23 protein-coding genes are annotated in these 26292 nt (G+C 68.1%); 10 read left to right on the top strand and 13 right to left on the bottom strand.

All coding sequences use genetic code 11. The features are described 5' to 3' along the window. Positions 1-604 precede the first annotated feature (604 nt). Entirely contained in the window at positions 605-3181 is a 2577-nt protein-coding gene (locus tag AB0L97_RS26385) for a DUF6049 family protein (protein ID WP_364434341.1), read from the bottom strand. Further along, the gene (locus tag AB0L97_RS26380) at positions 3178-3714 is read right to left on the bottom strand and encodes an NUDIX hydrolase (protein WP_039803412.1); all 537 of its coding nucleotides are present in this window, start codon (positions 3712-3714) and stop codon (positions 3178-3180) included. Before AB0L97_RS26380 ends, AB0L97_RS26385 begins: the two co-directional genes overlap by 4 nt. 883 nt (positions 3715-4597) lie before the next feature. Between AB0L97_RS26380 and AB0L97_RS26375 the strand changes: the two genes are divergently transcribed. Further along, complete coding sequence (locus AB0L97_RS26375) at positions 4598-6058, top strand: CCA tRNA nucleotidyltransferase (protein ID WP_364434336.1); 1461 nt, start codon at positions 4598-4600, stop codon at positions 6056-6058. Positions 6059-6063: 5 nt separating this feature from the next. On the opposite strand, the gene AB0L97_RS26370 is transcribed toward AB0L97_RS26375, so the two are convergent. Further along, a complete protein-coding gene (locus tag AB0L97_RS26370; protein WP_364434333.1) occupies positions 6064-6879 on the bottom strand; it encodes a hypothetical protein in 816 nt (271 codons plus the stop codon). 139 nt (positions 6880-7018) lie between these two features. Here AB0L97_RS26370 and AB0L97_RS26365 point away from each other — a divergent pair, with 139 nt between their 5' ends. Genes AB0L97_RS26365 through AB0L97_RS26355 form a run of 3 tightly spaced genes read left to right on the top strand, consistent with a single transcriptional unit; the run spans position 7019 to position 9345 of the window. Further along, positions 7019-7774, top strand: a complete 756-nt coding sequence (locus tag AB0L97_RS26365) for a 5-oxoprolinase subunit PxpA (RefSeq protein WP_364434330.1) — start codon at positions 7019-7021, stop codon at positions 7772-7774. Positions 7775-7783: 9 nt separating this feature from the next. Continuing rightward, entirely contained in the window at positions 7784-8491 is a 708-nt protein-coding gene (locus AB0L97_RS26360; protein WP_364434327.1) for an allophanate hydrolase subunit 1, read from the top strand. Beyond that, positions 8488-9345: a biotin-dependent carboxyltransferase family protein gene (locus tag AB0L97_RS26355; RefSeq protein WP_364434324.1), complete on the top strand. Its 858-nt coding sequence runs from the start codon at positions 8488-8490 to the stop codon at positions 9343-9345. Before AB0L97_RS26360 ends, AB0L97_RS26355 begins: the two co-directional genes overlap by 4 nt. On the opposite strand, the gene AB0L97_RS26350 is transcribed toward AB0L97_RS26355, so the two are convergent. Next, the gene (locus tag AB0L97_RS26350; protein ID WP_364434321.1) at positions 9315-11000 is read right to left on the bottom strand and encodes a DUF4185 domain-containing protein; all 1686 of its coding nucleotides are present in this window, start codon (positions 10998-11000) and stop codon (positions 9315-9317) included. The genes AB0L97_RS26355 and AB0L97_RS26350 overlap by 31 nt on opposite strands. A 242-nt stretch (positions 11001-11242) precedes the next feature. On the opposite strand from AB0L97_RS26350, the gene AB0L97_RS26345 reads away from it, so the two are divergent. Then, on the top strand, positions 11243-11713 hold the full coding sequence (locus AB0L97_RS26345; protein ID WP_355078843.1) for a hypothetical protein: 471 nt from the start codon (positions 11243-11245) through the stop codon (positions 11711-11713). Here the strand turns inward: AB0L97_RS26345 and AB0L97_RS26340 are convergent. Then, complete coding sequence (locus tag AB0L97_RS26340; RefSeq protein WP_355078965.1) at positions 11706-13001, bottom strand: MFS transporter; 1296 nt, start codon at positions 12999-13001, stop codon at positions 11706-11708. The genes AB0L97_RS26345 and AB0L97_RS26340 overlap by 8 nt on opposite strands. Positions 13002-13117: 116 nt before the next feature. Beyond that, positions 13118-13582, bottom strand: coding sequence for an NUDIX domain-containing protein (locus AB0L97_RS26335; RefSeq protein ID WP_355078844.1), 465 nt, complete (start codon positions 13580-13582; stop codon positions 13118-13120). Positions 13583-13817: 235 nt separating this feature from the next. On the opposite strand from AB0L97_RS26335, the gene AB0L97_RS26330 reads away from it, so the two are divergent. Together AB0L97_RS26330 and AB0L97_RS26325 are read left to right on the top strand one after the other, a co-directional pair. After that, the gene (locus AB0L97_RS26330; protein WP_364434316.1) at positions 13818-14606 is read left to right on the top strand and encodes a pirin family protein; all 789 of its coding nucleotides are present in this window, start codon (positions 13818-13820) and stop codon (positions 14604-14606) included. A 113-nt stretch (positions 14607-14719) separates the two neighbouring features. Continuing rightward, positions 14720-15223 carry a DUF4190 domain-containing protein gene (locus AB0L97_RS26325; RefSeq protein ID WP_355078845.1) on the top strand — a complete coding sequence of 168 codons (504 nt, stop codon included), beginning with the start codon at positions 14720-14722 and terminating at the stop codon, positions 15221-15223. On the opposite strand, the gene AB0L97_RS26320 is transcribed toward AB0L97_RS26325, so the two are convergent. Further along, complete coding sequence (locus AB0L97_RS26320) at positions 15192-15716, bottom strand: hypothetical protein (RefSeq protein WP_355078846.1); 525 nt, start codon at positions 15714-15716, stop codon at positions 15192-15194. The genes AB0L97_RS26325 and AB0L97_RS26320 overlap by 32 nt on opposite strands. Before the next feature lie 134 nt (positions 15717-15850). On the opposite strand from AB0L97_RS26320, the gene AB0L97_RS26315 reads away from it, so the two are divergent. The 3 genes from AB0L97_RS26315 to AB0L97_RS26305 all read left to right on the top strand — a co-directional run bounded on the left by AB0L97_RS26315 (position 15851) and on the right by AB0L97_RS26305 (position 19228). Further along, entirely contained in the window at positions 15851-16702 is an 852-nt protein-coding gene (locus tag AB0L97_RS26315) for a Scr1 family TA system antitoxin-like transcriptional regulator (protein WP_355078847.1), read from the top strand. Positions 16703-16712: 10 nt separating this feature from the next. Further along, the gene (locus tag AB0L97_RS26310) at positions 16713-17087 is read left to right on the top strand and encodes a DUF397 domain-containing protein (RefSeq protein ID WP_355078848.1); all 375 of its coding nucleotides are present in this window, start codon (positions 16713-16715) and stop codon (positions 17085-17087) included. Positions 17088-17209: 122 nt separating this feature from the next. Further along, the gene (locus AB0L97_RS26305) at positions 17210-19228 is read left to right on the top strand and encodes a M13-type metalloendopeptidase (RefSeq protein ID WP_364434309.1); all 2019 of its coding nucleotides are present in this window, start codon (positions 17210-17212) and stop codon (positions 19226-19228) included. A gap of 49 nt (positions 19229-19277) precedes the next feature. On the opposite strand, the gene AB0L97_RS26300 is transcribed toward AB0L97_RS26305, so the two are convergent. The 6 genes from AB0L97_RS26300 to AB0L97_RS26275 all read right to left on the bottom strand — a co-directional run bounded on the left by AB0L97_RS26300 (position 19278) and on the right by AB0L97_RS26275 (position 26278). Continuing rightward, positions 19278-20360: an ABC transporter ATP-binding protein gene (locus tag AB0L97_RS26300; RefSeq protein ID WP_355078850.1), complete on the bottom strand. Its 1083-nt coding sequence runs from the start codon at positions 20358-20360 to the stop codon at positions 19278-19280. 26 nt (positions 20361-20386) lie between these two features. Then, positions 20387-21715, bottom strand: a complete 1329-nt coding sequence (locus AB0L97_RS26295) for an ABC transporter substrate-binding protein (RefSeq protein WP_355078851.1) — start codon at positions 21713-21715, stop codon at positions 20387-20389. A gap of 19 nt (positions 21716-21734) precedes the next feature. Continuing rightward, on the bottom strand, positions 21735-22526 hold the full coding sequence (locus AB0L97_RS26290; RefSeq protein ID WP_364434517.1) for a carbohydrate ABC transporter permease: 792 nt from the start codon (positions 22524-22526) through the stop codon (positions 21735-21737). A gap of 71 nt (positions 22527-22597) precedes the next feature. Then, positions 22598-23527: a sugar ABC transporter permease gene (locus AB0L97_RS26285; protein ID WP_364434304.1), complete on the bottom strand. Its 930-nt coding sequence runs from the start codon at positions 23525-23527 to the stop codon at positions 22598-22600. Positions 23528-23693: 166 nt separating this feature from the next. Then, complete coding sequence (locus AB0L97_RS26280; protein WP_355078971.1) at positions 23694-24530, bottom strand: L,D-transpeptidase; 837 nt, start codon at positions 24528-24530, stop codon at positions 23694-23696. A 374-nt stretch (positions 24531-24904) separates the two neighbouring features. Further along, the gene (locus tag AB0L97_RS26275; protein WP_364434301.1) at positions 24905-26278 is read right to left on the bottom strand and encodes a cytochrome P450; all 1374 of its coding nucleotides are present in this window, start codon (positions 26276-26278) and stop codon (positions 24905-24907) included. Positions 26279-26292: the final 14 nt, after the last annotated feature.

Raw genomic sequence — 26292 nt, 5'->3', positions numbered from 1 at the left:
GCACCTGGCGATTGGGTCCAGGCGGAACGGGGCGGGGCTGGCCAGGACCGGCCGCCGGTGGCGGAGCCGGATATTGGCGTTGGTTCGGTACGGGGCCGGGTCGCGGCGGTGGCGGCACCGGCGGCCTCGGTTGTCCGGCGGGCGGTGGCGGCGGCATGTGCTGACCAGGGCGCGGCTGCGGTGCGGCCGGAGGACGGCTGACCTGCGGCACTCTCGGCGCCTGGCCGTCGTTGTACGGACCGCCGTTCAAACCCTGGTGCTCGGCTTCGGCTGGAGCGGGGCTCCGCTCCCACGGCGCGACCGGGGCTCGCCGCACCGGTGGCCCGTCGAGCCGGTCGCTTGGTCGAGGGCGATGAGCCGATATGTCATCGTCGCTCATCATGCCTCCTGTACCAGCCGGGATTCCGCACCCCCATCGGTGCGGTGAGCCGCGGCTCGCCGCAATGGTTCGCCGTGTTCAGCGAACATTCTGTCCGTGGTCCCCGTCCGGATCGGACCGGCTCGGCAACACTGTGATTGTCCTCCACCGTGCCACATGACACTGCGGTACCCCACATCGGCGCAGGTAGCAGCGGTTTACGTGGCCCCGTCGGAGCGGGATCCGTCACCGCGTCTCCTGGAGGTGCTCCTGCTCTTTTTCCTGCGCCCGCAGCACACGCGAGCGCGCGCGCCGGTACCGGTTGACCCGGCGCCTGGTACTCGGATCGAATCCCTCGTCGGCCGGATCGGGCTGCCCGCGGAACCGGCGCCACAAACGGCGACCGGCCAGCAGGAGCAGCAGGAGTGCGGCGCATCCCGTAATTATCGCCAAGGCCTTGCCGTAGGCGTTCGAACGCACCGAGACCTGCGTGGGATTGCCGAGCGCGACGCCCTCCGGCGTGGTGAGCGAGATCGGAATGACGAGGTTGCGGCTGTCGCTGACCTCCGTCGGGATCTGGAAGGACCTGGACCCGTTGGCCGGGAGTTGCTGCTCGCCGGGGTCGGTGATCTTCGTCTCGGCAGGCGCCTCGATCCGGAACCTGACCCGGATGGCCACCGGCAGATCGTTGCGCGCGACCAGCAACAAGGGGCTCTGCTCGGACGCGAGCGTGTACACACCGCCCGGCGGCAGCACGGTCACCGAGCGATAGAGCTTGTCCATCGTCCGGGTGTTCTGGTCCAGCCGCCGCTGGGCGAAGGTGTCCGGCGGTGCGGCATCGCCCGCGCGCCGATCCGAGAGGCTCAGTACGCGCAGCAGGTCGTCGCGCAGCGGCGTCAGGAAGTCGTGCGGCGTCGGCTCGGCCTCCGGCACGTCCACCAACGCGCGCATCATCTCGGTGATCCGGCGACTCTGCTCGCGTACCGGCGGCAGGAATCGGTCCGGCACCGCGTCCTGCGCCGCCTGCGGCAGATAGTCCAGCTCGTAGGGCCGCGGGTCCGGCGGCAGCGTCACCAGATCGTGGAACGGACGCGCGGTGGCGAGGTTGCCGCGCAGCAGCTGGTCGACTTGGCGCAGCAGTGCGGTCGCCTCGTCCCGGTTCGCACCCCATTGCTGCGGCGGAACGAGCAACAGCGAGCGCGACGGGTTCGCCTCCGGGTGCAGCGCCTTCCACGAAATCGCTCCGAGAGCGTCCTGCAAGCGCGCCGCTCGTGAGTCGTTGGTCACGTCGTAGCGGACCCGGGACGGGGTGAACGGCGGGGTCGGCGGGTTCGAACCCACCGCGGCGAGCGCGGTCGCGGACCAGATGTCGAACGTCACCGCGTGCAGCGCGGGGTCGGCGGCGGGCGCGGGTGCACTCACGGTGGGCACCGTATTGCCCGTGACCTGCGGTGCGGGCGCCGGTGCTGTCGGCTGGCTCGCGGTGATATCGGGCAGGCGTACCGCTTCCGGAATCGCCGGGTCGGCGGTGGAGAGAACCTCGTTCCCACCGGATGCGGATCGGCCGCTCTCACTGCTCGACTGCGCCCAGTCCACGCTTCCCTGCGGAACGGCCGCCGTCGACGCGAGCACGGCGGTACCGAAACCGTGACTGCGCAACAGGGCCCCCGCGCCGTCATCGATGCTGCCGGAATCCGGCAGGCTGACCCCGCGCACCGACCGGGTCGACAGGATCGAGTCGATGATCTCGGCCGGTTCGTTGATCGCGCGCGCGGACAGTGCCGGATCGTTGACCGCGGCCAGCGCGGTGAGATCGACCTGCGCGAACGGCAGTGCCACGGTGCACATCGACCCCGCCATGGCGCGCAGCCGGTCCAGCCAGGTCTGGGCCTGTTCAGCGCCCGCACCCGCTCTGGTCGCGCCGTCGGGATCGGACGGACTGGCCAGCACGCGGTAACCCTTGGTCATCGCGCGCACCGTGAGCAGCAGGTCTGGGTCGATGGCGAGGCACACGGCCGAGGCCAGATCGGTGCTGCGGCCCGCGCTCGGGTTCAACGTCCCCTCCAGCGCGGCCAGCAGTTGATCGAGACGGCCGCCCTTGCCGAGTGAGGCGGCCAATTCGTCGTCGGTGAGCTCGACCTTGCCGTCCACGCTGCCCGGACGACCCCCGACCTGCCGCGGCCGGTCGGCCAGCGGCCACAGCAGCGTGGTCGCCACCGGAGCGTCGGTGGGCGCCGATACCGACGGGGCTCCATCGCTCACGGCGGGCGGCACGCCGAGCACCGGGAGCAGGAATCGCGCGTCGTCGAGCCTGGCCTGCGTGCCGTAAGCGGGTTCGCCGTTGACGTTCAGCAGCAGCGGGTAGACGCCCGGCTCCGTGATCCGCAGCGACGTGGCGCCGGTCTCGGAACGCAACGGGATGCTCAGCGTGAACTGTTTGCGCTGCCCCGGGTTCAGCCGCTGCGCGACATCTTCGAAGTCGCCGTTCACGTCGTAGTTGACCTCATCGAGGCGCAAAGTGGCGCGCAACCCGACCGGCGTGGTGATCGCCGCCGCCCGCTGGACACGGATGCTGACGTCGTCCACCACACGGTCGCCGATATTGGTGACCGTGCCCGCGACCGTGAGCACCGAATCGCTGCCCGCGGTCACTGTGGTCGGCGTCACCGAATCGAGGGACAGCTTCAGGAATTTGGGATTCGTCGAGGTTCCGGACCCGGTCGGTTGCGCTCCCGCCGCCGCGGAATCGAGCAGGGGCAGCGTCGTCACGGGGCCGAGGATGGTCAGGACCGCCACGAAGATCCGGAACAGTCCACGCGTCATCGCTTGCCGGTCTCCATCCGGTCGATCAGCTTGTTCGCCATCTCCGCCAGCCGCCGCTCATCGGCGTAGGCCAACCGAGAATCCAGTTCACTCAACGGAACCCAGGCGACCTGGGTCACTTCCACGTCGGCGTCGGACAGTTCGCCACCGACCGAACGCAGCAGATAATGATGCACCGTTTTGTGTACCCGCCGACCGTCGGTCACGAACCAGTAATCGATGCTGCCGAGTTCGGCGACCACGACGCCGTTGATGCCGGTCTCCTCGGCGACCTCGCGGATCGCGGTCTGCTCGGCGGTCTCACCTTCTTCGATATGTCCTTTGGGCAGCGACCACAGTAACCGCCCGCGGCGATCGGTGCGTCCGATGAGGGCCGCGCTTCGTGCTTCCCGTGGACCGTCCAGGCCGTCGACGACCAGTCCACCTGCGGAAGTCTCCCGCACCGTGCGCATCCGCGGCTTCGCGGCGTTGGCGGCCGAACCGCGGCGCCGAGGCTGGCGGCGTCGACTGTTCGCGCGATCGGCCGGAGACACCTGGCAATCCTACTGTGTTGAATTTGCCACGACTTCGGCGCGGCGTGTTCGCGGCCCCTTTGGGGCTCGCGTTTGCGCGACCGCCGCTTGCTCCTTCGTCGCGTACGCGGCGGCCGCGCAAACGCGAGCCGGGCCGCGAACGACGGATGCTCGGTCTCGCTTCGCTCGAAAGTCGTGGTCAGGGTGCGCTGGGCGCGTAGGTGCCGGAGCGCGGACCGGGTGTGGGCGAGTGGGGCGGCCGGGTGTCGGATCGGTCGGCAGGGTGTGGTTCGACGTGGTTTTGACGGTCGTTCTGCGCGGCACGGGCGGTGATCGGCGGATGCTCGGTTCAGGACGGTATTCGTTCGGCCGCGACTTCGAGCCGTGTGTCCGCGGCCTTCGTGCGGGTGACGGCCGCTGGCGACTTCGAGGCGGTCACCTGGGCGGGAGCCGGGCCGCGAACGACGGATGCTCGGTCTCGCTGCGCTCGAAGGTCGTGGTCGAGGTGCGCCGGGGCGCTGATAAGTATCCGGACCTCGGTGTGTAGTGCTGGGCGCATGTCGATTGGCGCTGGTGATGCGTCGTGGATGTGTTGGCTGGTCGATGTGTGCGTTCGTGGTTGTTCGGGTCGCTCCGCCGCAGGCGGATACCGGGCTTCGTTCTGCCCGGACCTTCGGGGTTCGGTGCACGCGCCTCCGAGCGATCGGCGGTCACCGCAGGCCTGTGCTTGGAGGTACCGGCGTCTCGGCTCGAACTGGTTCGGTGCACGGAGCGGATTCGGTGAGTGGCTGACGGGTGTGCGGGCGCCGCTGGCTGGGTTGATGTCGGTGTCCTTATATATCTGGGCTGCCGCGGCGGACTTGGCTGCGATAACCGTTGGCGCGGCTCGGTAAGCTGCTCATTCGTGGTTGCGCCGAAGTCCAAGGACGCTGTGCTGGATAGACGTACCCGATTGCTGGCCGCCGCGGCGGTGACGCTCGGGGGGCTGTCGGATGTGCTGACGCCGCTGGGCGAGATGTTCGCGGCGCGGGGGCACGAGTTGTACCTGGTGGGTGGGAGCGTGCGGGACGCGGTGCTCGGCAGGCTGGGGACCGACCTGGATTTCACCACCGACGCGCGGCCGGACGCGGTGCAGGACATCTTGCGCGGATGGGCGGACCATCTGTGGGACACCGGGGGCCTGGCGTTCGGCACGGTCAGCGCGGCCAAGGACCGGCAGCAACTGGAGATCACCACGTTCCGCGCCGACAGCTATGACCGGGTATCCCGCAACCCGGAGGTGACCTTCGGCGACTCGCTCGAGGAAGACCTGGTCCGCCGCGATTTCACGGTGAACGCGATGGCGGTGCGGATCGGCGCGGACGGCGCGCTGGAGTTCGTCGATCCGCTCGACGGCATGACCGCGCTGCTCGACGGCGTGCTGGACACGCCTGCCGCGCCGGAGGATTCGTTCAACGATGATCCGTTGCGGATGCTGCGCGCCGCGCGGTTCGTCTCCCAGCTGGGGTTCGAGCCGCATCCCCGCGTCCGTGCCGCGATCACCGAGATGGCCGACCAGATCGACCGCATCACCGCCGAGCGGGTGCGGGTGGAGCTGGACAAGCTGATCGGCGGGGCGCATCCGATCGACGGCATCAACGTCATGTGTGAGACCGGGCTGGCGCAGCGGGTGCTTCCCGAGGTGCCCGCGATGAAGCTGGAGATCGACGAGCACCACCAGCACAAGGACGTCTACTGGCATTCGCTCACCGTGCTCGAACAGGCCATCGACCAGGAGGAGGGCGACCCCGACCTGGTGCTGCGCTGGGCCGCGCTGCTGCACGACATCGGCAAGCCCGACACCAAGCGCAACGAGCCGGGCGGTGGCGTCAGCTTCCACCACCACGAGGTGGTCGGCGCGAAGATGGTGCGCAAACGGCTGCGCGCGCTGAAGTACCCGAAGCAGTTCACCGAGGACGTCGCCCGGCTGGTCTTCCTGCACCTGCGCTTCCACGGTTACGGCAAGGGCCAGTGGACCGACTCCGCGGTCCGTCGCTACGTCACCGACGCCGCCGAGCTGCTCCCCCGCCTGCACAAGCTGGTCCGGGCCGACTGCACCACTCGCAACAAGCGCAGGGCCGCCGCGCTGCGCGCCACCTACGACGAACTGGAAACGCGGATCGAGCGGTTGCGGGAGCAGGAGGATCTGGCCAAGGTCCGCCCGGACCTGGATGGCAACGCGATCATGGAGCTGCTCGGCCTGCCCCCGGGCCCCGAGGTGGGCCGGGCCTGGCGCCATCTGAAGGAACTGCGCTTGGACCACGGCCCGCTCAGCCGGGACGAAGCCGAGGCGGCGCTGCTCGAATGGTGGAAGACGCAGGCCTGAGCAGGTCAGAAGACGATCAGGGTGGTGCCGGCCAGGATCGCCGAGCGCATCTGGGCGAGGTCGAAGGACCCAGCGATTTCCGGCAGTTCGACGCGGAAGCGGATCAGGTCGCCTTCCCGTTGGGCGCGTACGATCCGCGCGTTCTCGGGCAGGTGCTCCAGCGGCAGAACGGGGACGTCGATCATGCGGCGCGGAACGCGGAAGCCGAGCCAGGTCACTCGCCGTACCGCGATGTCCAGGCGGTTGTCCGTGACCGACGCGTCCACCAGGGCGGTGACCAGTCGTCTGCGGTGCCTTGCTCGGATCAGCCCGCCGGAGTGCACGTCCAAGTCCCAGTCCAGCGGCTGGGTGTTGAGCCATCCGACCAGCGCCGCCGTGGTGACGGTGCCGATGAGGTCGAGCCGGGCGGTGCGCACCTTCGTCGGCACGCCCGGAATCAGGCGGACGCCGTGCGCGATCACCGTCACGGACTCGATCGGGTGATCGTCCCAGCGCAGCCGCGACAGCACGGTCTTGGTCTGGAAGTGCGCGCCGCGACGGCGCACCTTCAGCACTTGCAAGGTGGCGTGCAGGTTGTGACCGAGCAGGGTCGCGCTGACCTCCTGTCCGCCGAACCGGCTCAGGATGCCCTCGCTGAGCATGGTCATCAGCACGTCCGGCAGCAGCGCTGTGACGGTGCCCGCGCCGAGGTCGGCGACCGGATCCATCCAGGCCGTGCTGAGCGTGACCCACTGCTCCAGCCAGGACTGATCGAACAGGCGCTTTCCGAGATCGACGGCCCGAAGCGGCGACCAGGACTTCGGATCGAAATACGTGGCCATGATTGGATCGAGCGTACTTGGCCCGGGGCCCCGGACTCGTGCGCTGTGACCCAGGTCGCGCGGATCGGCCGTCCTTGCCTGGGTGAACGCTCGAGCACGAGAATCGAAAGGCCGGTCACACACCGCTGGGAGGACGCACATGGCGCTGGATCTGAACAGTGATCTCGGCGAGGGCTTCGGGCCGTGGACGATGGGCGACGACGCCGCCATGCTCGACATCGTCACCAGCGCGAACATCGCCTGCGGATTCCACGCGGGTGACCCCGCGATCATGCGCAGGACCTGTGGGCTCGCGGTGGAGAAGGGAGTGCGGATCGGCGCCCATGTGGGTTATCGCGATCTGGCCGGTTTCGGTCGGCGCGAGATCGCCGTCGCGCCCGGTGAGCTGCGCGACGAGGTGCTGTATCAGATCGGCGGCCTCGACGCTTTCGCGAAGGCCGCAGGAGACCGGGTGCGCTACGTGAAACCGCATGGGGCCCTCTATCACTCGGCCGCGCGCGATCGGAAGCTGGCCGATGCGGTGCTGGCCGCGATGGCGGAGTACGACCCGCGGCTGGCCCTGCTCGGCCCCGCCGGAACGCAGTTGGAGTCGGCCGCGGAGGCTGCCGGGGTGCGCTTCGTCGGAGAAGGATTCGCCGACCGCGCGTACACCCCCGATGGCTCGCTGGCACCGCGCGGCACGCCGGGGGCGGTATTGGGGCCGCAGGACGCGGTCGCTCAAGCGATCTCGATCGCCAAGTCGGGAGCCACGCGCACTGCCGACGGATCCGGCGAGGTCGCGGTGCACGCCGCGAGTATCTGCGTGCACGGAGATTCGCCCGCGGCGGTGGAGATGGCCCGGCACATCCGCACCGCGCTGGACGAAGTCGGGGTGCCGGTGGAGTCGTTCGGCTGAGGCCGCGAGATGAAGACGACGGGCGCGGTGACGCACGCGCAGCGGAAAGCGGCCGAGGAAGCGATCCGGTCGGCGGGTGATCGGGCGTTGCTGATCACTCCCCCTCGGCGAGACACGGTGGTGGAGCTCGTCACCGCGCTGCGGGAGCGTCCGATACCCGGCGTGCAGGACTTCCTTCCGGCCGCGGAAACCGTACTTCTGACGCTCGATTCACCGCGCGCCGCGGAAGCGGTGCACCGGTCGCTGACCACGCTCTTGGTCACCTTGAACGCCGAGCGGTCGGCCGCTGTTTCCCGTGGAACATCGGCAGACAAAGCTCTCCGCGTCGAACCGGTGTCGATTCCGGTGCGCTACGACGGCGCCGACCTCGACGAAGTGGCCAGGATGCTGGACGTCACGACCGCGGAAGTGATCGCCGCGCACACCGGGACGGTGTGGCGGTGTGCATTCGTCGGATTCGCGCCGGGCTTCGGCTACCTGGAATCGCCTGACGGACGGTTGTCCGTCGCGCGCAGAGCGCAGGCGCGTACATCGATTCCGGCGGGCGCCGTCGCCCTTGCCGGTGGATACAGTGCGGTGTATCCGCGGAGCACGCCCGGGGGGTGGCAGCTGATCGGGACCACCGACCTCAGGATGTGGGATGTCGAGCGCGACCCGCCCGCGTTGATCCGCGCGGGCGCCACGGTTCGATTCCTCGACGCGAGGGACGGCGGATGATCGTCGTCGAAGCGGTCGGTCCGCTGGCGACCATCCAGGATCTCGGGCGGCCGGGCTGGTTCGATTCCGGTGTCGGGCCCGCGGGGGCGGCGGATCGCGGGTCGCTGCGACTGGCCAATCGGTTGGTCGGCAACCCGGAGGGGCATGCGGCGATCGAAGTGCTGCTCGGTGGCCTCGCGCTGCACGCCGAGGAGCACGTCATGCTGGCGGTGACGGGTGCTCCGGCCCCCGCTACCGTCGACGGCAGGCCCGTTGGTCACGCGAGCGTGCTGGAACTCGAACCGGGACAGGCGCTGCGGCTGGGCTACACGTCGGTCGGGCTCCGCAGCTATGTCGCGGTGCGCGGCGGCATCGACGTGCCGGAGACGCTCGGTTCCCGTAGCCGCGACACCATGTCTGGTTTGGGGCCGGAACCGCTGCGGAAAGGTGATCGCCTCCCGGTCGGATCTTCTCCGCACACGATCCCGGTCGTGGACTTCGCCCCTGTCGCCGAGTTACCCGCGGACGTTGTCACCGTGCGCGCCGTGCTCGGTCCGCGCGACGATTGGTTCGCCGACGCCACGGCCTTGTTCGCGGGCGAGTGGGAGATCTCCCCCGACACCGACCGGATCGGCGCCCGATTGGAACGTCGCACCGGCCCGGCGCTGACCAGGAAGGTCACTCGCGAACTGCCGACCGAAGGCATGGCGCTCGGCTCGATCCAGGTGCCGCCGAGCGGACAACCGGTCGTCTTCCTGGCCGATCACCCGGTCACCGGCGGATATCCGGTGGTCGCGGTGGTCGTCGACGCCGACGTCGACGCCATCGCGCAGACGCGGCCCGGTCAACCCGTGCGGTTCGTGCGGGCGGGCTGACCCCGGTTCGCTCCCGGCTGGAGCCGGGCGTGCAACAGGTACACGTTGTAGCTGTCCCACGCCGAGAGCATGAAGTACAGGTCCTCGCCGGTCGACCACGGATGGATGAACCCGCCGTAGGACTTCGGGTAGTCGGCGGTGGACACCAGCGGGATCGCGTCCGTCCACGCACCCTGCGGGCTCGCCGCGGTACGCAGCACGATCGCGCCCCGGGCCGAATCCAGGTACACCATCTGCCACTGCTCGGTCTTCCGGTCGTAGCGCACCGAAAGCTCGCTGGCGATGCCGAGCACCAACGGGGTGGCCTCGTTCTCGGCGGCGGGCGCCCAGGTGCCGCCCACCCAATACTGATACGCGGACTTGTTCAGCACCTGGTGCTTCGGCACACGCGCCAGCGCGATCGTGCCGATACGTCCGTTGGGTGTGCCGAACATGTAGACGTAATCGCCCTGCGGCACCATCGCCGCGACCTGGAACTTGCCGAGCCCGAACAGGTTCTCCCACTTGGCGTGCTGGTCTTTCTTCCAGGTGCGCCCGCGGTCGTCGGAATAGGCGAGGCCGCCGTAGTTGGTCCACCACAGACCCGGTATGCGGCTCCATCTGTTCACCGACATGTAGCTGAGGTACTGCCGATTCCCGATGGCGAACCCGGAGGTCGGGATGGTGGTGGTCTCCCAGTTCTTGATCTTGCGGCTGCCCAGGATCTCAGCGCCGTGGCAGCGGCTGTCCTGCGCGAAGGTGTCCAGCGTCAGGCCGTCGGACAGATCGCGGTCGGTGCTGAAACCGATGACGTTGCTGCGCCAGTCCTGGTCGTCGTTGCCCGCGCCGCCGACACCCCAGCCTTTGCCGAAGGTGTCGCCGAAAACCACGGCGATCTCGCCGGGCGTCGTCTCCCACATGAGGCCGAGATCGGTGCCGTCGACCTGCCAGCGCATGTCGGTGCGGTTCTCCGAGCCGTGTCCGGTCACCTGGCCGACCAGTTGGACCGACTCGACCGTCGGCGCGGCCACCGGAGCCGCGAGCGGGCCGGGTTCGGCCGGATGTACGACCTGTGGCGGAGCTGGCTGTGGCTCCTCACCGGGCCCTCCGGGAACCGGGACCGGAATCGGCTCGGTCTCCGGCTTGAATTCGATGCGCGGCAGTTTGACCGGCGACCCGGAACCGGAGGAAGAACCGGAGTCATCGTTCGAACCGGAGCCGGAACCGCTGCCCGAACCGGATCCGGATGACGAGCCGGAGGAGCCGGGTTTCTCGTCGGTGCCCGTCTCGGGCGTCGGGCTGGGATCGGGATCGGGCTCGGGATGTGCGGGGTAGTCCCTGATGTCCGGGCACGGGTTTTCACACGGATTCTCCGGCAGCGGATCCGGGACGATCCGTGTGTTGTCGTGCGGTGGGTCGGGCACGGGGACCGGAGTGAGTTCCGGGATCGGGACGGGAATGTCGATCTGCGGCGGCAGCGGTGGCGGCGGAGGCTGCGCGGGATCGGGTTCGCGGTTGAGCGGGTCGAAACCGACTTCACCGCAACTGTTGACCGGCGGCGGCGCCCACGGAAACGGTGCGGCGTGCGCGGTGGGCGTCGGTACGGTGAGGACGCCGGCGAGCAGTGCGCCGAACAAGGCGGGTACACAAGGCGATTTGCTTCCGGATGCGCGCATCAGGTCGGCCCGGCCGCGCTCGTCAGGCGATCGGATGTCCGGTGGCGGACCGAGCCTCCCACGCGCTCAGCAGTTCTCGTACCGCATCGGGGTCGTGCACCGGAGAACCCATGTCGTGTTGTCTCCTGTCGGTCGGCTGCTGACGAGCCAACTTACCGGAACAACCGCTGGAAACGGGGACGGCGAATCGAAAAAGACCCGCGCAATGGAACCGGCGCCGGGCCGCGTGCGTCCAAGGACATATGAACGAGATCGAGTACGTGTTCGGCACCGGTGACGGAGTCGTGCACGTCTGGACGAGCGAGGCCGACCTGGAACTCGGCGACACGGGCGCGGCCGACGCGGTGCGGCTGGACTTCGACGGAGACGGCATCGCCGATGACGCGCTGTGGGATTCGGCTGGTTCGGGCCGCGCCGATATCGCCGCGCTGGATCTGGACGACGACGGCGTGCTCGACCATTTCTTCACCGATCCCACAGGCCTCGGCACGTGGAACCATCAGATCACCGGCCTACCCGGCGATACGGCGAGCGAGCCGCTGGACTGGAGCGTGCGCACGGACACGGAGGCGCCGGATCGTCTGCTCGGCGAAGCACGACTATCGGATTCGCGGCGGGATGCCGATCGTTCGGAGGACGACGCGTTGCCCGAGCACCTCGCACACCTGAACCGCGACCGGCGCGACCCGGGCGACGATCCGCTGCTCAGCTGACCGCGCGGCGGCGCGTGTTCAGCGCGATGGCCACGATCCCCGCGGCGTAGATGGCGGCGCCGGCCAGCACCACGATCGCCGATCGGCCGTCGTTCGGAATGATCAGGGCCGCGATCACGATCGCCAGCACGAACGCGACATTGAACACCGTGTCCTGCAACGCGAACACCTGGCCGCGGCGGGCGTCGTCGATGTCTATCTGCATGGTCGCGTCACCGGTCAGCTTGATCGTCTGCCCGGCGAGTCCCAGCAGGAACGCACCGATCAAGAGGAGTTCGTGCGCACGCTCCACCGCGGCGCCCGAGTCGGCGAACGCGATCGGCGTGACCAGCGTGAGTTGCACCAGCATCGCGGTGATCAGACCGGCCACCACGGTGCGCGCGCGGCCCAGCCGCGGAATGAGCAGCGGCGCGACGACGGCGGCCACCAGCATGCCCGCAGCGGTGGCGGCGATCGTGACGCCGAAACCGACCAGGCCACCACTGAGCCCGGAGCCGTCCACCGGGGTCTGGCGCAGCACCAGCACCATGATCAGCGTATTCATGCCGAAGACGATCCGGTGGGTGCCGATGCCCAGCATCGCCGTCGTGACCGCTTTCGATTCCCACACCGCCGTGGCCCCGGTACGCAGACCGGTAGCGATCGCGTGCACGGTGTTGTCGCCCTTCGCCGCGCCGGGCGCCGGGCCGAGCACGCGCGGCCGGAACCCCGCCGCCAGCGCCGCGCCCAGCAGCGACCCGATACCGCTGATCGCCACCGCGACCGCCGAGGCGAAGTCTCCCGCCCCGATCAGTCCGATCACACCCACCGCGACGGCCGCACCGGCACCAGCGCACCCGGAGGCCACTGTGGCCAGCACCGAGTTCATCGGCACCAGCCACGCCTGCGGCAGTACGCGCGGCAGCGCGGCCGAGACGCCCGCGAGGACGAATCGGCTGACGCCCACCACCGCCAAAGCCAGCAACAGCAGCGGCGTCTCGCCGGCCCCGGCCAGCAGCCCTGCGCTGACCAGCGCGATCAGCACCGCGCGCAGCACGTTGGCGACCAGCAGCACGGTGCGCCGGTCCCAGCGATCCAGCAGTGCGCCCGCGTACGGCCCGATCAGCGAATACGGCAGCAGCAGCACCGCGAAGCCCGCCGCGATGGCCAGCGGATCGGTCTGCCGTTCGGGGTTGAACAGAATCGCGCCGGACAGGGCCGCCTGGAACATCCCGTCGCCGAATTGCCCTGCGAAACGCACCACGGCCAGCCGCGACACGCCCGGGCTCTGCCGAAGTGTTGCGCGCAGTCCACCCGGCCGTTGCTCTGCGGGAGTGAGGCCTTCGGCGTGACCAGTCGACACGTTCGCGAGCGTACTGTGTTCGCCGACCACGCCGCACCACGCGCGTCGGCGCCGACAGCGTCTCAGACCCGGTCGACCAGCGTGCTCACCGTCGCGCGCATGTCCGGCGCCATCGGCAGCTCGTCGAGCGTGCCCGCGTCGATCCAGGCGAACGCGTCGTGCTCGCCCGGCGCGAGGGCGACATCGCCGGGTTCCGCCTCCACGACGAAGCTGTATTTCCGCACTTTCGACTTGGTACGGGTGGCGTAATCGAATCCACCGAGGAAGTCGAGGACCGCGCGCATCCGCAGCCCTGTTTCCTCCAGCAATTCTCGTTCGACGCACTCGGCGAATGTCTCGCCGGTTTCGACGCCACCGCCGGGCAGTTCGTACATACCGCCGTGATAGTCGTCGGCGACGCGGCGCACCACCAGAAGCCTGCCTTCGCGGAACACGGCGACGCCGACCACGAAATGCGCGATGCCATCCCGGTGTGCTTCGCTGCGGAGTTGCTGTTCGATCAGGGCGAGGTCATCGGGGTCCAGCACGTCGCTACCTCCGGTTGTCGTTGTGACGCTTGGCAATCGGGGCCGGGCCGGGATATCCGACGAGGTGGCCCGACGTTTCGACGTACCGGTTGGTTCTGCTCGCCTGCCGTTCACCTTCCGGTCGCTCGCGTAAAATGCCGAGTGCGGCACAATTTACTAGGAATGCGGAGTACCGCGGCGGAAGTGCTCCTACCCTGAATGGCGATCGGTGCACGGTCCCGAGAGGAGGACCATGATGTCCACACTCACGACACCACACATCGATGTCCACCGCGGCGGCGACCGCATGAAGACGCGGGTCTCCTGGCTGGATTCGAAGCATTCGTTCTCCTTCGGGGAACATTACGATCCCGACAACACCCACCACGGCTTGCTGCTGGTCAACAACGAGGACATCGTGTCCCCCGGGCAGGGATTCGACACCCACCCGCATCGGGACATGGAGATCGTCACCTGGGTGCTCGGTGGCAGCCTGGTGCATCAGGATTCCCTCGGCCACAGCGGTGTCATCTACCCGGGCCTGGCCCAGCGCATGAGCGCGGGCACCGGCATCCTGCATTCGGAGAAGAACGACTCGTGGCGTCTGGACGGCCGCATTCCCGAACACGAGCAGCCGGTGCACTTCGTGCAGATGTGGGTGGTGCCCGACGAGCCCGGGCTGACCCCGGGCTACGAGCAGCTCGAAATCGACGACGAACTCGCGGGAGGCGGTCTGGTCACGGTCGCCTCGGGCCTGCCCCGCTACCGCGATCGCACCGCGATCGCCATCAACAGCAGCCATTCGGCGCTGCACGTGGCGCGCATGACGAGCGCGGAGCCGGGCGCCGAGCAAGTGATCGACCTACCCGATGCGCCGTACCTGCACTTGTTCGTAGCGCGCGGGGAGGTGGACATGGAGGGGGTCGGCTTGTTGTATAAGGGGGACGCGGTGCGTTTGACCAGGTCAGGTGGCCAACGCGTGGTGGCGCGGCAGCCGTCGGAAGTTCTGATCTGGGAGATGCACGCGCGGCTCGGCGCCCAGTAGCCGGTTCGCATTAACATCCGTCCTCGGGAAGCGCGATCAGTAGGCGACCGCCGCGCACCCCGGACCACCTCGTCCGGACCGAGCATCGCGAGGCACCGACGGAGAGGAAGTCCATGTCGCAATATCCGCCCCCGCCGCCCGGTCAGTACCCGCCGCCGGGGCAATACCCACAGCCGCCGGGCGGCCAGTATCCGGGCCGCCCCGACTACTGGCAGGAATCGCCGAAGGGCCGCGGCCTGGCGATCACCGCGCTGGTGCTCGGCATCCTCGCATTGCTGTTCTTCTGGACGATCATCGGCGGCTATCTCTGCGGCATCTTCGCGGTCATCCTGGGCATCGTCGCGGTGTTCAAGGCCCGCGCGGGCACCGCGGGGGGTATGGGCATGGCGATCACCGGCATCGTCCTCGGCGCGCTCGGCATCGTCGGCGCAGTGCTGCTCACCGTCGTGGGTTACAACTTCTTCATCAACTCGGGCGGCAAGGACTTCGTGGACTGCGTCAACAAAGCGAACAACGATCAGTCCAAGATCGAGCAGTGCGAGCGCGAGTGGAATCAGAAGCTGCAGGACAAGTACAGCGTCACCCTCACTCCGCCATCCGCGCCGACGCCCCGGTAGCCGAGGCGCACGCCCGGGTCGTGGCGATCACCTCGGCGAAGTCGCGGCGAAAGTCGCCGTCCGGCGCCACGACCCAGGTTCGGTAGCCGCCGTGCTCGTCGGCGGGCGACGGCAGAACGATGTGGCTGCCCGGCAGTGCGATCGACGCGCAGATCCGGAAGAGGTCGGCGAACAGCCCGGTGTCCAGATACGAGTTGTCGGTGGGGCCGGTCAGGAAGGTCCAGCGGCACGCGCGTGGATGCGCGATGACCGGGCCGGGCCGAGGTTCGGGACCGGCGGCGAGCCGCTCGAGCACCCGGCGGCCGAACTCCGCGGGCATCACGACCGCTCCGACCGAGCCGACTTCCAGCATGATGCGACCAAGGATCGGGTCCACGAGTCCGTACAGCCCGTGGTCGCCGCGATAGCGACGGCAGCGAGCGAACGCGTCCTGGATCGACGGGAAATCCGTGGACGCGAGATGCCTGCCCGATTCGATGCGCGATGTACCCATGACGAACAACCTCGCCTCGCAGTGGTGGGACGCGTGCTCGGAAGAATCGATCGCTGTCTCGACCCTAGTCGCGGGCAAGATGCTTGACAATAGTCACCGCCCCGCGCGTCCGAGTCGGCGTAGCATCCCGACACATGGCACCCGTCTCGCCTACCGTTGCCCGCTGGGAGCTGGTGCTGCGGCTGCGTGAACTGCGGGAACAGCGCGGGTTCGACTCCGCGGGTTTCGCCAGACAGGTGGGCTTCACCCCGGCCAACTGGTCGCACGTGGAGAAGGGCAGGCGGGTACTGACCACCAAGACCATCGGTCCGGTGCTCGAACTGCTCGACGTGGAAGCCGAGGAGCGCGTGGAATTGCTGGCCCTGCTGGAGGCCAGCAAGCAGCGTGGCTGGTGGGCGAAGTCCTCGGCATTGATCGGACCCGAGCTGCAACGGCTGTACGGCATGGAATCCGGCGCGCAGAGTATCCGCAGCTACGACAGCCTCGTCGTGCCGGGTCTATTGCAGACCGAGGACTACGCTCGCGCGCTGATCAGCGCCGACGTGATGATCCGGCCGGTCCAGGTCGAGCAGCTGGTGGCGATCCGGATGCGGCGCCAAGAGCGGCTGCGCGGCGCGGACCCGGTGGAACTCACCGCCGTCTTCGGCGAGGGCACGCTGCTACAGCAGACCGGAGGTCCGGACGTGCTGCGCGGGCAGTTGGACTATCTGGCCGACCTGATCGAGGAACTCGACACCGTCGAGGTGCGCGTGATCCCGTTCGCGGCCACCGCCGGCGCGGTGCTCGGCGGATCCAGTTTCCACCTCATCGACTTCGCGGGCGAACAGCTGCCGACCTTCGGCTGGGTGGAGAGCGCGGTGTTCGGCGGGGCCGTCGAGGACCCGGATCTGGTCCGCGATCTACGCTTCGCCTACCTGCGCGCGGTGGACCAATCCTTGTCGAGAGTGGAGTCATTGGCCCTGATCAGGCGCTATTCCCGCGTGTAAAATCCTGCCCATGGCCATCACCGCACGGCCGGTACGCACCGGCTGGTTCACATCGACCAGATCGAACAATGGCAACCAATGCGTCGAGGTCCGGTTCGATGGTGATGCGGTGCTCATCCGTGACAGCAAATATCGCCGCGACCCGGCAAACCGCCATGCCGAAGAGCCCGTCATCACCGTCACCGCAGCCGAATGGACCGCGTTCCTCGACGCGGTACGCATCCGCGGGCGATCGGATGGCGAATTGAGCGCGCACCCCGCCGCCGACGGCCACACCACACTGCGCCATGGCGAAGTCACGCTCACCTACACACCGGAGGAGTGGGACGCCTTCCTGCTCGGCGCGCACGACGGCGAATTCGATCGTGTCGTCTTGCCCGCCTGACTTCCCATAGGACTCGCACGCTCCGCGCGTTCCCCACATCGACGTGGGCGAACAGACCAGGAAAGACGGTTCGAGGTCGTCGCGCACGGCCGACGCACGCGCTTGTCGGCATACTGGACACCGTGACTTCCGAACTGACCCGTCCTTCCGGTATCGATCTGTCCTACCTCGACGAGGACGTGCGGGTGCAGGACGACTTGTTCGCGCACGTCAACGGCAAATGGCTGGCAGACCACCAGATCCCCGCCGACCGGGCCGTGGACGGCGCCTTCCGCGCGCTGTACGACCAGGCGGAGCTGGACGTGCAGGCAATCATCCAGAATGCCGCGGCGAGCGACGCCGAACCGGGCAGCGAGACCCGCAAGATCGGTGACCTCTACTCCAGCTTCATGGACACCGACGCGGTGGCCGCCGCCGGGCTCGCGCCGATCGCCGCCGAACTCGCCGCGATCGCGGAGGTCGGCGACAAGGGTACTTTCGCTTCGCTGCTCGGCCGGTTGCAGCGCACCGGCGTCGGGGGCGCCGTCGCCGTTTTCGTCGACACCGACGACAAGGACTCCAACCGCTATCTGGCGCACGCCACCCAGTCCGGCATCGGCCTGCCCGACGAGTCGTACTACCGGCAGGACGAGTTCGCCGAGATCCGCGCGAAGTACATCGCGCACATCGACCGCATGTTCGCCCTGGCCGCCGCCGACCCGCAGGTCGCCGGACTGCTCCCGGACGAACTCCACACCGTCGGCGCACGCGTCTTCGAGCTGGAGCGGAAACTGGCGGCCGGGCACTGGGATGTGGTGCGCCGCAGGGACGCCGAACTCAGGTACAACCTGACCACCTTCGACGCGCTGGCCGCGGACAACCCCGAGTTCGACTGGTCCGCGTGGACGGCCGCGCTGGCCGAGGGCGTCGACGCGGCAGGAGCCGAGCTGTTCGCCGAGGTGGTGGTCCGCCAGCCGGACTACCTGCGCGCGTTCGCGCGGCTGTGGGCCGACGAGCCGCTCGCCGACTGGCAGGCGTGGGCGGCTTGGCGGGTGCTCCGCGCGCGGGCGCCGTATTTGACCGACGCGGTGGTCGAGGAGAACTTCGACTTCTACGGCCGCACGCTCACCGGCGCGGAGGAGAACCGGGAGCGCTGGAAGCGCGGCGTCGGGCTGGTGCAAGACCTGCTCGGCGAGGCGGTCGGCAAGATCTATGTGGCCGAACATTTCCCGCCGCAGGCCAAGGCCCGCATGGTCGAGCTGGTGGCCAATCTGCAGGAGGCCTACCGCCGCAATATCGCCGAGCTGGAGTGGATGGGCCAGGGCACCCGGATCGCCGCGCTGGCGAAGCTGGAGAAGTTCACCCCGAAGATCGGCTATCCGGACAAGTGGCGGGACTACTCGGGCGTGGTGATCGATCCGGCCGATCTGGTCGGCAACTACCGCAGGGGCTACGCGGCCGAACACGATCGGGATCTGAACAAGCTCGGCGGTCCGGTCGACCGCGACGAATGGTTCATGACCCCGCAGACGGTGAACGCCTACTACAACCCGGGCATGAACGAGATCGTCTTCCCGGCCGCCATCCTCCAGCCGCCGTTCTTCGACATGAATGCCGACGACGCGGCCAACTACGGCGGCATCGGCGCGGTGATCGGTCACGAGATCGGGCACGGCTTCGACGACCAAGGCGCGAAGTACGACGGCGACGGCAACATGGTGGATTGGTGGACCGACGAGGACCGGGCCGAATTCGGTGAGCGGACGCGAGCGCTGATCGAGCAGTACGACGTGCTCTCCCCCAAGGACCTGCCGGACGAGCACACGGTGAACGGGCAGTTCACCATCGGCGAGAACATCGGCGACCTCGGCGGTCTGTCCATCGCGCTGCAGGCGTACAAGATCTCGCTGGGCGATGCCGCGGCGCCGGAGATCGACGGGCTCACCGGCCTGCAACGGGTGTTCTACGGGTGGGCGCAGGTGTGGCGCACGAAAGCACGGATGGAGGAGGCGATCCGCCGCCTCGCCACCGACCCGCACTCGCCGGCGGAGTTCCGCTGCAATGCGGTGGTGCGCAATATCGACAGCTTCCATGAGGCGTTCGATGTCAAACCCGGCGACGCGCTGTACCTGGAACCCTCTGAGCGCGTGAAAATCTGGTAGTTCCTCGAGCCGAGGCGGTCCGACTGGACCGTCTCGGCCGCGCGAGTGGTCAGCGCAGGCGGTCCTCCGTCCCCGCGTCGAAGAAGAAGACGTCCTCCGGTCTGGGCCGAAGATACAACCGGTCACCGAGCCGCACCTGGAAGCGGCGGTCGACGCGCGCGACGACCTTCCCGGAGCGGCTGTTCCAGTCCTCGGCGATGCCGTGGCTGTAGACGAACGACTCCGCGCCGAGTTCTTCCAGCAGTTCGGCGTCCACCGCCAGGCCGTCGGCGGGCTCCGCGGTGACCTCCCAGGACTCGGGCCGTACCCCGACTACCACCCGGGCGCGAGATCTCGCGGCGGGCGGCAGCGGTATTCGTAGGTCGCCGAGCACCGCCGCGCCGTCGCGCACCGGCGCTTCCAGCAGGTTCATGCCCGGTGAGCCGATGAATCCCGCCACGAAGGTATTCACCGGATCGTCGTAGAGCACGCGCGGCGCGGCGATCTGCTGCAACTTGCCTTCGCGCAGCACCGCCACCCGATCACCCATGGTCATCGCCTCTACTTGGTCGTGGGTGACGTACACCGTGGTGGTGCCGAGGCGTTTCTGCAAGGCCGCGATCTGCGAGCGCGTGCTCACCCGCAGTTTCGCGTCCAGGTTCGACAGCGGCTCGTCCATGCAGAAGACCTGGGGACGCCGAACGATGGCCCGCCCCATGGCGACGCGCTGCCGCTGCCCGCCGGACAGCCGGGCGGGCTTGCGGTCGAGCAGGTGCTCGAGCTCGAGCATCTTCGCCGCCTCGCGGACGCGCACCAGCGTGTCGGCCTTGTTCACGCCCGCGTTGCGCAGGGCGAAGCCCATGTTCTGCGCGACGGTCATATTGGGATACAGCGCGTAGCTCTGGAACACCATCGCCACGTCCCGTGCCCGCGGCGGCAATCCGGTGACGTCCTTGCCGCCGATCAGGATGCGCCCTTGGGCAACGGATTCCAGGCCCGCGAGCATGCGCAGACTGGTCGACTTGCCGCATCCCGACGGACCGACGAGCACGACGAACTCACCGTCGGCGATGTCGAGTTCGAGCTGGTCGACGGCAGGCGTCTGCGCGCCGGGATACCGGTGCGTGACGCCTTCGAACTGCACGGTGGCCATGCTTGTCGGTCTCCTCGGGACGAGCGCTACTTCGGCAGCTTCGGCGTGATCTGCCGATCGATGATCGCTTGCAGCTGACTGGTGACGTTCGCGAACGTGGCGGCCACGTCGGCGTTCTGCAGACCGATCTGCTCCAAGCCGGTGCCGATGATCTGGTCGCCGCCCGGTACGAACACCCGGGCGTAGTCCTGCGACTTGGTCAAGGGCAGCTGATCGATCGCGACTTTCGAGTTGGGGTTCTTCGCGAGGAAGTCCTGCTCGCTCTGGTCGTTCACGGCCGACTTGCGCACCGGCATGTAGCCCGTGCCCTGCGAGAAGTACGCGGTGTTCTGCGCGTTGGTGACGAACTCGATGAACTTCAGCGCGTTCACCTTTCGCTCGTCGGAGATGCGCGCCGGAATCGCCAGGCCCGCACCGCCGGTGGTGACGCCGGGTCCGTTCGGATGCGGGAGGAAGGCGGTGCCGAAAGTCAGCTTGCCCTCGGCGTTCTTCTGGATGCCGCGCAGGTCGCCGGTCGAGGCGATGGTGGAGGCGATCACGCCGGTGCCGAAGTCCACCGCGATCTGCGGCTTGATGCCCGCGTACCTCTTGGCGTTGATCATGGTGCGCAGGAACGTGCCCGCCGCGATGGTGCCGGGGTCGTTGAACTTCAGCGTCCACTTGTCCGAGTACGCGCCGCCGAAGGTCCAGTTCGGGCCCTGGAAGGTCCAGGCGAGATAGTTCTTGGCGTCACCCCAGCCGTGCGCGAGCTTGCCCTCGCCGACGACCTCCTGCAGCTTCGGGCCCCACTCGTCGAACTCCTGCCAGCTCTGCGGGCCGCGGTCGGGCAGGCCGGCCCGGTTCCATACGTCCTTGTTGTAGTAGAACAGCGGGGTTGAGCGGGCGTAGGGCAGTGCGTAGTGCTTGCCGTTGAACTGGTAGTCGGCGACCAGGGAGTCGACGTAGTCGTCCAGCCGCACGCCCGCGTCGGCGAAGTGGCCGTCGAGCGGTTCGATGGTGCCGTTCAGCGCGTAGTTGAACCACCAGACGTCGGAGAGCACCACGATGTCCGGCAGATCCCCGCCCGACAGCGCCGCGTTGAACTTCTGCGACACCTCTTCGTAGTTCTTGCCCGCGTCGACCAGGTTCACCGTCAGGTCGGGGTACTTCTCGTGGAAGCGACGGATGAGTTCGGTCTCGAGCTCCTTCGAAGTGCCCGGGTGGTTGGACCAGAAGGTGAGCGTCTTGGCGTCGCCGGACTGTTTGCCGCCGCCTCCGGTGCCCGCGCACGCGGTCAGCGCCGCTCCCGCCGTGAGCGCGCCGGTCAGTCCGAGGAATCCGCGCCGGGTCAGCGCCGGGAACTGTGCAGTGGACACGTGGTTTCTCCTTGATCGGTTAACCCTTGACCGCACCGGAGGTGAGGCCTTTGATCATGTGGCGTTGCAGCACCAGGAAGACCACGAGGATCGGCAGCATGGTCAGCAGAGTTCCCGCCATGACCGGTCCCCAATTGGTGACGCTCGGGTTCTCGGTGTTCTGCAACAAGGTCAGGCCGACCGGCAAGGTGGCGACCGTCGTGTCGTCGGCCATCAGGAAGGGCCAGAGGTATTCATTCCATTCGTTGACCAGCGTCACGACCGCGAAGGCGACCATGGTCGGCCCGGACATCGGCAGCACCACCCTGGTGAGCAACCGCCACCAGTTCGCGCCGTCCATCCGCGCCGCCTCGATCACTTCCGAGGGCAGCGAGAGGAAGTGATTGCGCATGAGGAAGGTGCCGAAGGCGACGCCGCAGAGCGGAACGATGATGCCCTGGAAAGTGTTCCGCCAGCCGAGCTGAGCGATCAGCGCGTAGTTGGAGATCACCGTGATCTGGTTGGGCACCATCAGCGCCGCGATGATCACCAGGAATACCACCGTCTTGCCCGGAAAACGCAGGAACACCAAGCCGTACGCGCTGAATACGCCGAGCACGAACTTCACCGCGGAGACGACGCCGGTGATGATCAGCGAATTGCGCAGGAAGGTCCAGAACGGCAGCGTCGTGGTGGCCTCCCGGTAGTTCTCCGGGTGCCAGCTGTGCGGCCAGTACACGGCGGGCTGCACGTAGATGTCGGGCCTCGCCTTGAACGAGGTGATGAAGATCCAGAACAGTGGGACGCCGACGATGATCAGCACGCATGCCATCGCCGCGTAGCCGAGTAGAGTCACCGCCCGCTGCCTGCGCCGATAGGAAAGCGTCTGCACGCCCACGTCTTTCACTGCTGTCCCCGATCCATGACCCGCACCTGAACCAGCGTCACCACGAGCAGCACCAGGAACATGACGGTGGCCACGGTCGCGCCGTAGCCGGCCCGGAAATTGCGAAAGGACTCCTGGTAGACCTGGTAGACCATGGTCGTCGTGCCGGTGCCGAGCGGGCCGCCGCGGGTCATCACGTTGATGATGTCGAAGACCTGCAACGAATTCAGCAGCACCGTGATGGACAGGAAGAAGGTGGTCGGCCGCAACTGCGGCAGCAAGACCTTGGTGAACGTCGTCCAGGAGCTCGCGCCGTCGATCTGCGCGGCTTCCATCAGATCGGTCCGGATGCCTTGCAGCGCCGCCAGATAGATGACGAAGGTATAGCCGAGGTTCTTCCAGATGTAGGTCACCGTCACCATCAACAGCGCCCACCGCGGATTCTGGTAGAAGTCCGGCACGTCGTGCACGCCGAGCCGATGCAGTGCGTCCTGGATCAGGCCGAAGCTCGGATCGAAGATGAACTGGAAAGCTACGCCGATGGCGGCGCCGGAGATGACGAACGGCGCGAAGATCGCCGAGCGGACCACGTTGCGGCCGAACAGCTTCCGATCCAGCAGCAGCGCCAGCGCCAGTCCGAGCACCATGCTGCCCGCCACCGCCGCGAGGGTGAACACGACGGTGTTGGTGACGATGTCCCAGGAATCCGGCCTGCTCCACCATTCGCGGTAGTTGTCGAAACCGACGAATGTGGCGATCGGATCGGAGATGTTCCAATCGAACAGCGACAGCCGGATGTTGTCGATCAGCGGCCGGTAGACGAACAGCGCCAGGAGCGCGAGATTCGGCAGCACCAAGACCAGGAATAGGGCGTAGTCCCGCCAAGGACGGTGGCGCAGACCGCGTCCCGGCGGCTGCGGCAGTACTCGCTCCGGCCTGGTACGCACGGCGGTGACTCTACGGACCGGAGCAAACAGCCGGTTACGATCGCCCGCCGTCGCGCTGAACTTCTCGCGCACGGGCCAAGTAGAGCAAAAGCCGAACACTACGATCGGCTACTTCGAGCAATTGATCGTAATGTTCGGCTTCGCGCCGCTGCGGGGTTACCGCAACTTAGTTCCAGTCCCCCAGGCCGTCACTTGCGCTGAGCGTGCCGCCCTGGGTGTTCTGCACGATCACCGGGTCGCCGCGGCGCGCGTTCTCGAAGAACCACTTGGCGTCCTCGGTGCTGACGTTCAGGCAGCCGTGGCTGGCGTTGGAGACGCCCTGCTGGGCGACCGACCACGGCGCGGCGTGCACGAAGATGCCGCTGTTGGAGATGCGGGTCGCGTACTCGACCTCGAGCTTGTAGCCCTCGGGGTCGGTGACCGGAACGCCGTAGGTCGACGAGTCCATGGTCATCTTGCGCAGCTGCTCGCCGACGATGTAGGTGCCGTTCGGCGTCTCGTGCTTGGGCTTGCCCATCGAGGTGGGCATCTCCTTCACCACCTCGCCGTTGCGGGTGATGGTGATGGTGTGCGTCTCGTCGTCGGCGGTGGTCACGAAGGCGTCGCCGATGCGGAACGAGCTGGTGGTGCCGCCCGCCTGCACCTGCACGTCGGTGTTGTCCGGCCAGAACTCGTCCGGCCGCCAGCGCACCTGCTTGTCGCCGCGCCAGTAGAAGTGTCCCGGCGCTGACTTCGAGGCGGTGATCTTGATGGCCTTCTCGGCGGCGGCGTGATCGGCCACCGGTTCCTTGAAGGTGATGATGATCGGCTGCGCGACGCCGACGACCTCGCCGTCGGCGATGTTGATCGAGGGCGGAGCGAAGTTCGCCTGCGGCTCGGGCTCGGTGGCGGCGGCGGCCGAGCCGGTGCCGATCCCCGGAGGAAGCGGTTCGGCCTGAGCGGGCGCGACGAGCAGAACACCGGCTGCCGCGATCGCGGCCGACAGCAGGACGCCCTCGCGCATCCGGCGGGCTAGCCGCGCTCCCTTGCGGGGAGCAGGCGACGACCCGGTGTGCAAAGCGGCATGCATAGGTTTCTCGTCCATTCCATCTCTCGCGCGCACGCGAACGCGCGCGTAGCGAGATTTCTTCATTTCAGCGCGGAGCCAGAAGAGCGCCCCACTGGTATCGACGGCCCGACCCGTCGTCCATTCCTACCGTCCGGACGCGCGTCGTATCCACCCGCGTTTCAGATTGATGCAGCACCAGTGCTTGTTGTGGCATAGGTCACAAACGCTCTGATTGGGTATCGAAGCGGGCAAATGTGCCGGTCACGACGGATCGGACAACCTCGGAGCGCGGTCGCTCGATTCGCGAAAGACGGTTCACAGCAAACTTATTAGTGACGAAGCTCACTGACCACGTCGAACAAAATCGGGCGACGCGGACCGGTCGCGATATTGTGCGGCACCGAGAGCGGGACGCTTCCGCGCGCATACCGCGGGGCGAGCCACAGGCTTACCCGCGCCAGGATGGTGGCCAGCGCGATCCGCAACTCGTAGTCCGCGAGGGTCGCGCCGATGCAGCGCCGATGGCCGCCGCCGAACGGCGCGAACTCGAACGGCCGGTAGCGGCGGTCGACGAAGCGGGACGGGTCGAAGCGCCCCGGGTCGGTCCACACCTCGGGATCGGAGTGCAGCAATGGCACCGCTATCCCCATCGTCTCGCCCGGTGCGAGCGTGACGCCGCGCAGCGCGAACGGTTCGGTCAGCCGGCGCAGGACGATCGGTACCGGCGGGTGCAGCCGCAGGGTCTCCTGGCAGACGGCATCGAGGTAGGGCAGTGCGGCCAGCTCCGCCGGACCGGCCTCCCGACCGGCGTCGTCGAGCTCGCGCCGCAGGCGGGCCAGTGCCTCGGGTGCGCGGTGCAACCGGAACAGTGCCCAGACCAGGGAGGTCGCGGTGGTCTCGTGCCCGGCAACCAGCAAGGTGCGTATCTGCTCGCACAACTCGTCATCGGCGTCGTCGGGATAAGCGGACAGCAACATGTCGAGTACGTCGGCGGATGGTGTGGCGGGATGCTGACGCCGGTGTGCGATGTCGGCTCGGATCAACCGATCCAGTCGCTCCCGTGCGGCGCGGAACCGATCCCACGGCCCGTGCCCGTGCAGTCCGCGGCGCAGCGTGGGCAACAGCAGCAACGGCCCGGAGAACGCGGTGATGAAGTCCGTCACCGCGGTGGTGTACTCCGCTTGCCGCCGCGGGTCGCGTGCACCGAACACCACCGTCGTGATCACCCGGAGCGTGAGGGCTCGCGCCGCCGCCCGCGCATCGATACGCGTACCCGCCGCCCACTTCTGACCGCTCTCTCCGGCCAGCTCCCGTACGGTGGCTTCCTGGATCAACGCGCCGTACTCCCGTATCCGGGCACTGTGAAAGGCGGGGGTGAGCAGGGCGCGGTCGCGGCGATGGCGCTCGCCCGAAGCCAGGATCAGCGACGCGGCGCCGACCATCGGTTCGATCGGATTCGGACGCGGCGGCTCGGAGAACATCACCGGCGAGCGGAACAACTCGCGGGCGCCGGCGGCCGTCCCGGTGAACAGCACCGCGCCGAAGCCGGGAAATCGAACGTAGAACGGGTCGCCTTCCCGCGCCCTGCGCCAGCGGAAGTACCGATCGAAATCGCTGCCCGCGGCCAGGGCGTGCAGCACGGTCGCGCGCGGCGCACGCGGTCCCGCCCGGCAGGCACCCGCCTCGGTTCGTGGTGTGCTCACGTCCATACCGAGAA

The sequence above is a fragment of the Nocardia sp. NPDC051911 genome, assembly GCF_040681035.1.
In the GTDB taxonomy this organism is placed as follows: Bacteria; Actinomycetota; Actinomycetes; order Mycobacteriales; family Mycobacteriaceae; genus Nocardia; species Nocardia sichangensis.
The sequence above is the reverse complement of the archived record's forward strand: the minus strand, read 5'-3'. Positions and strand labels throughout refer to the sequence as shown.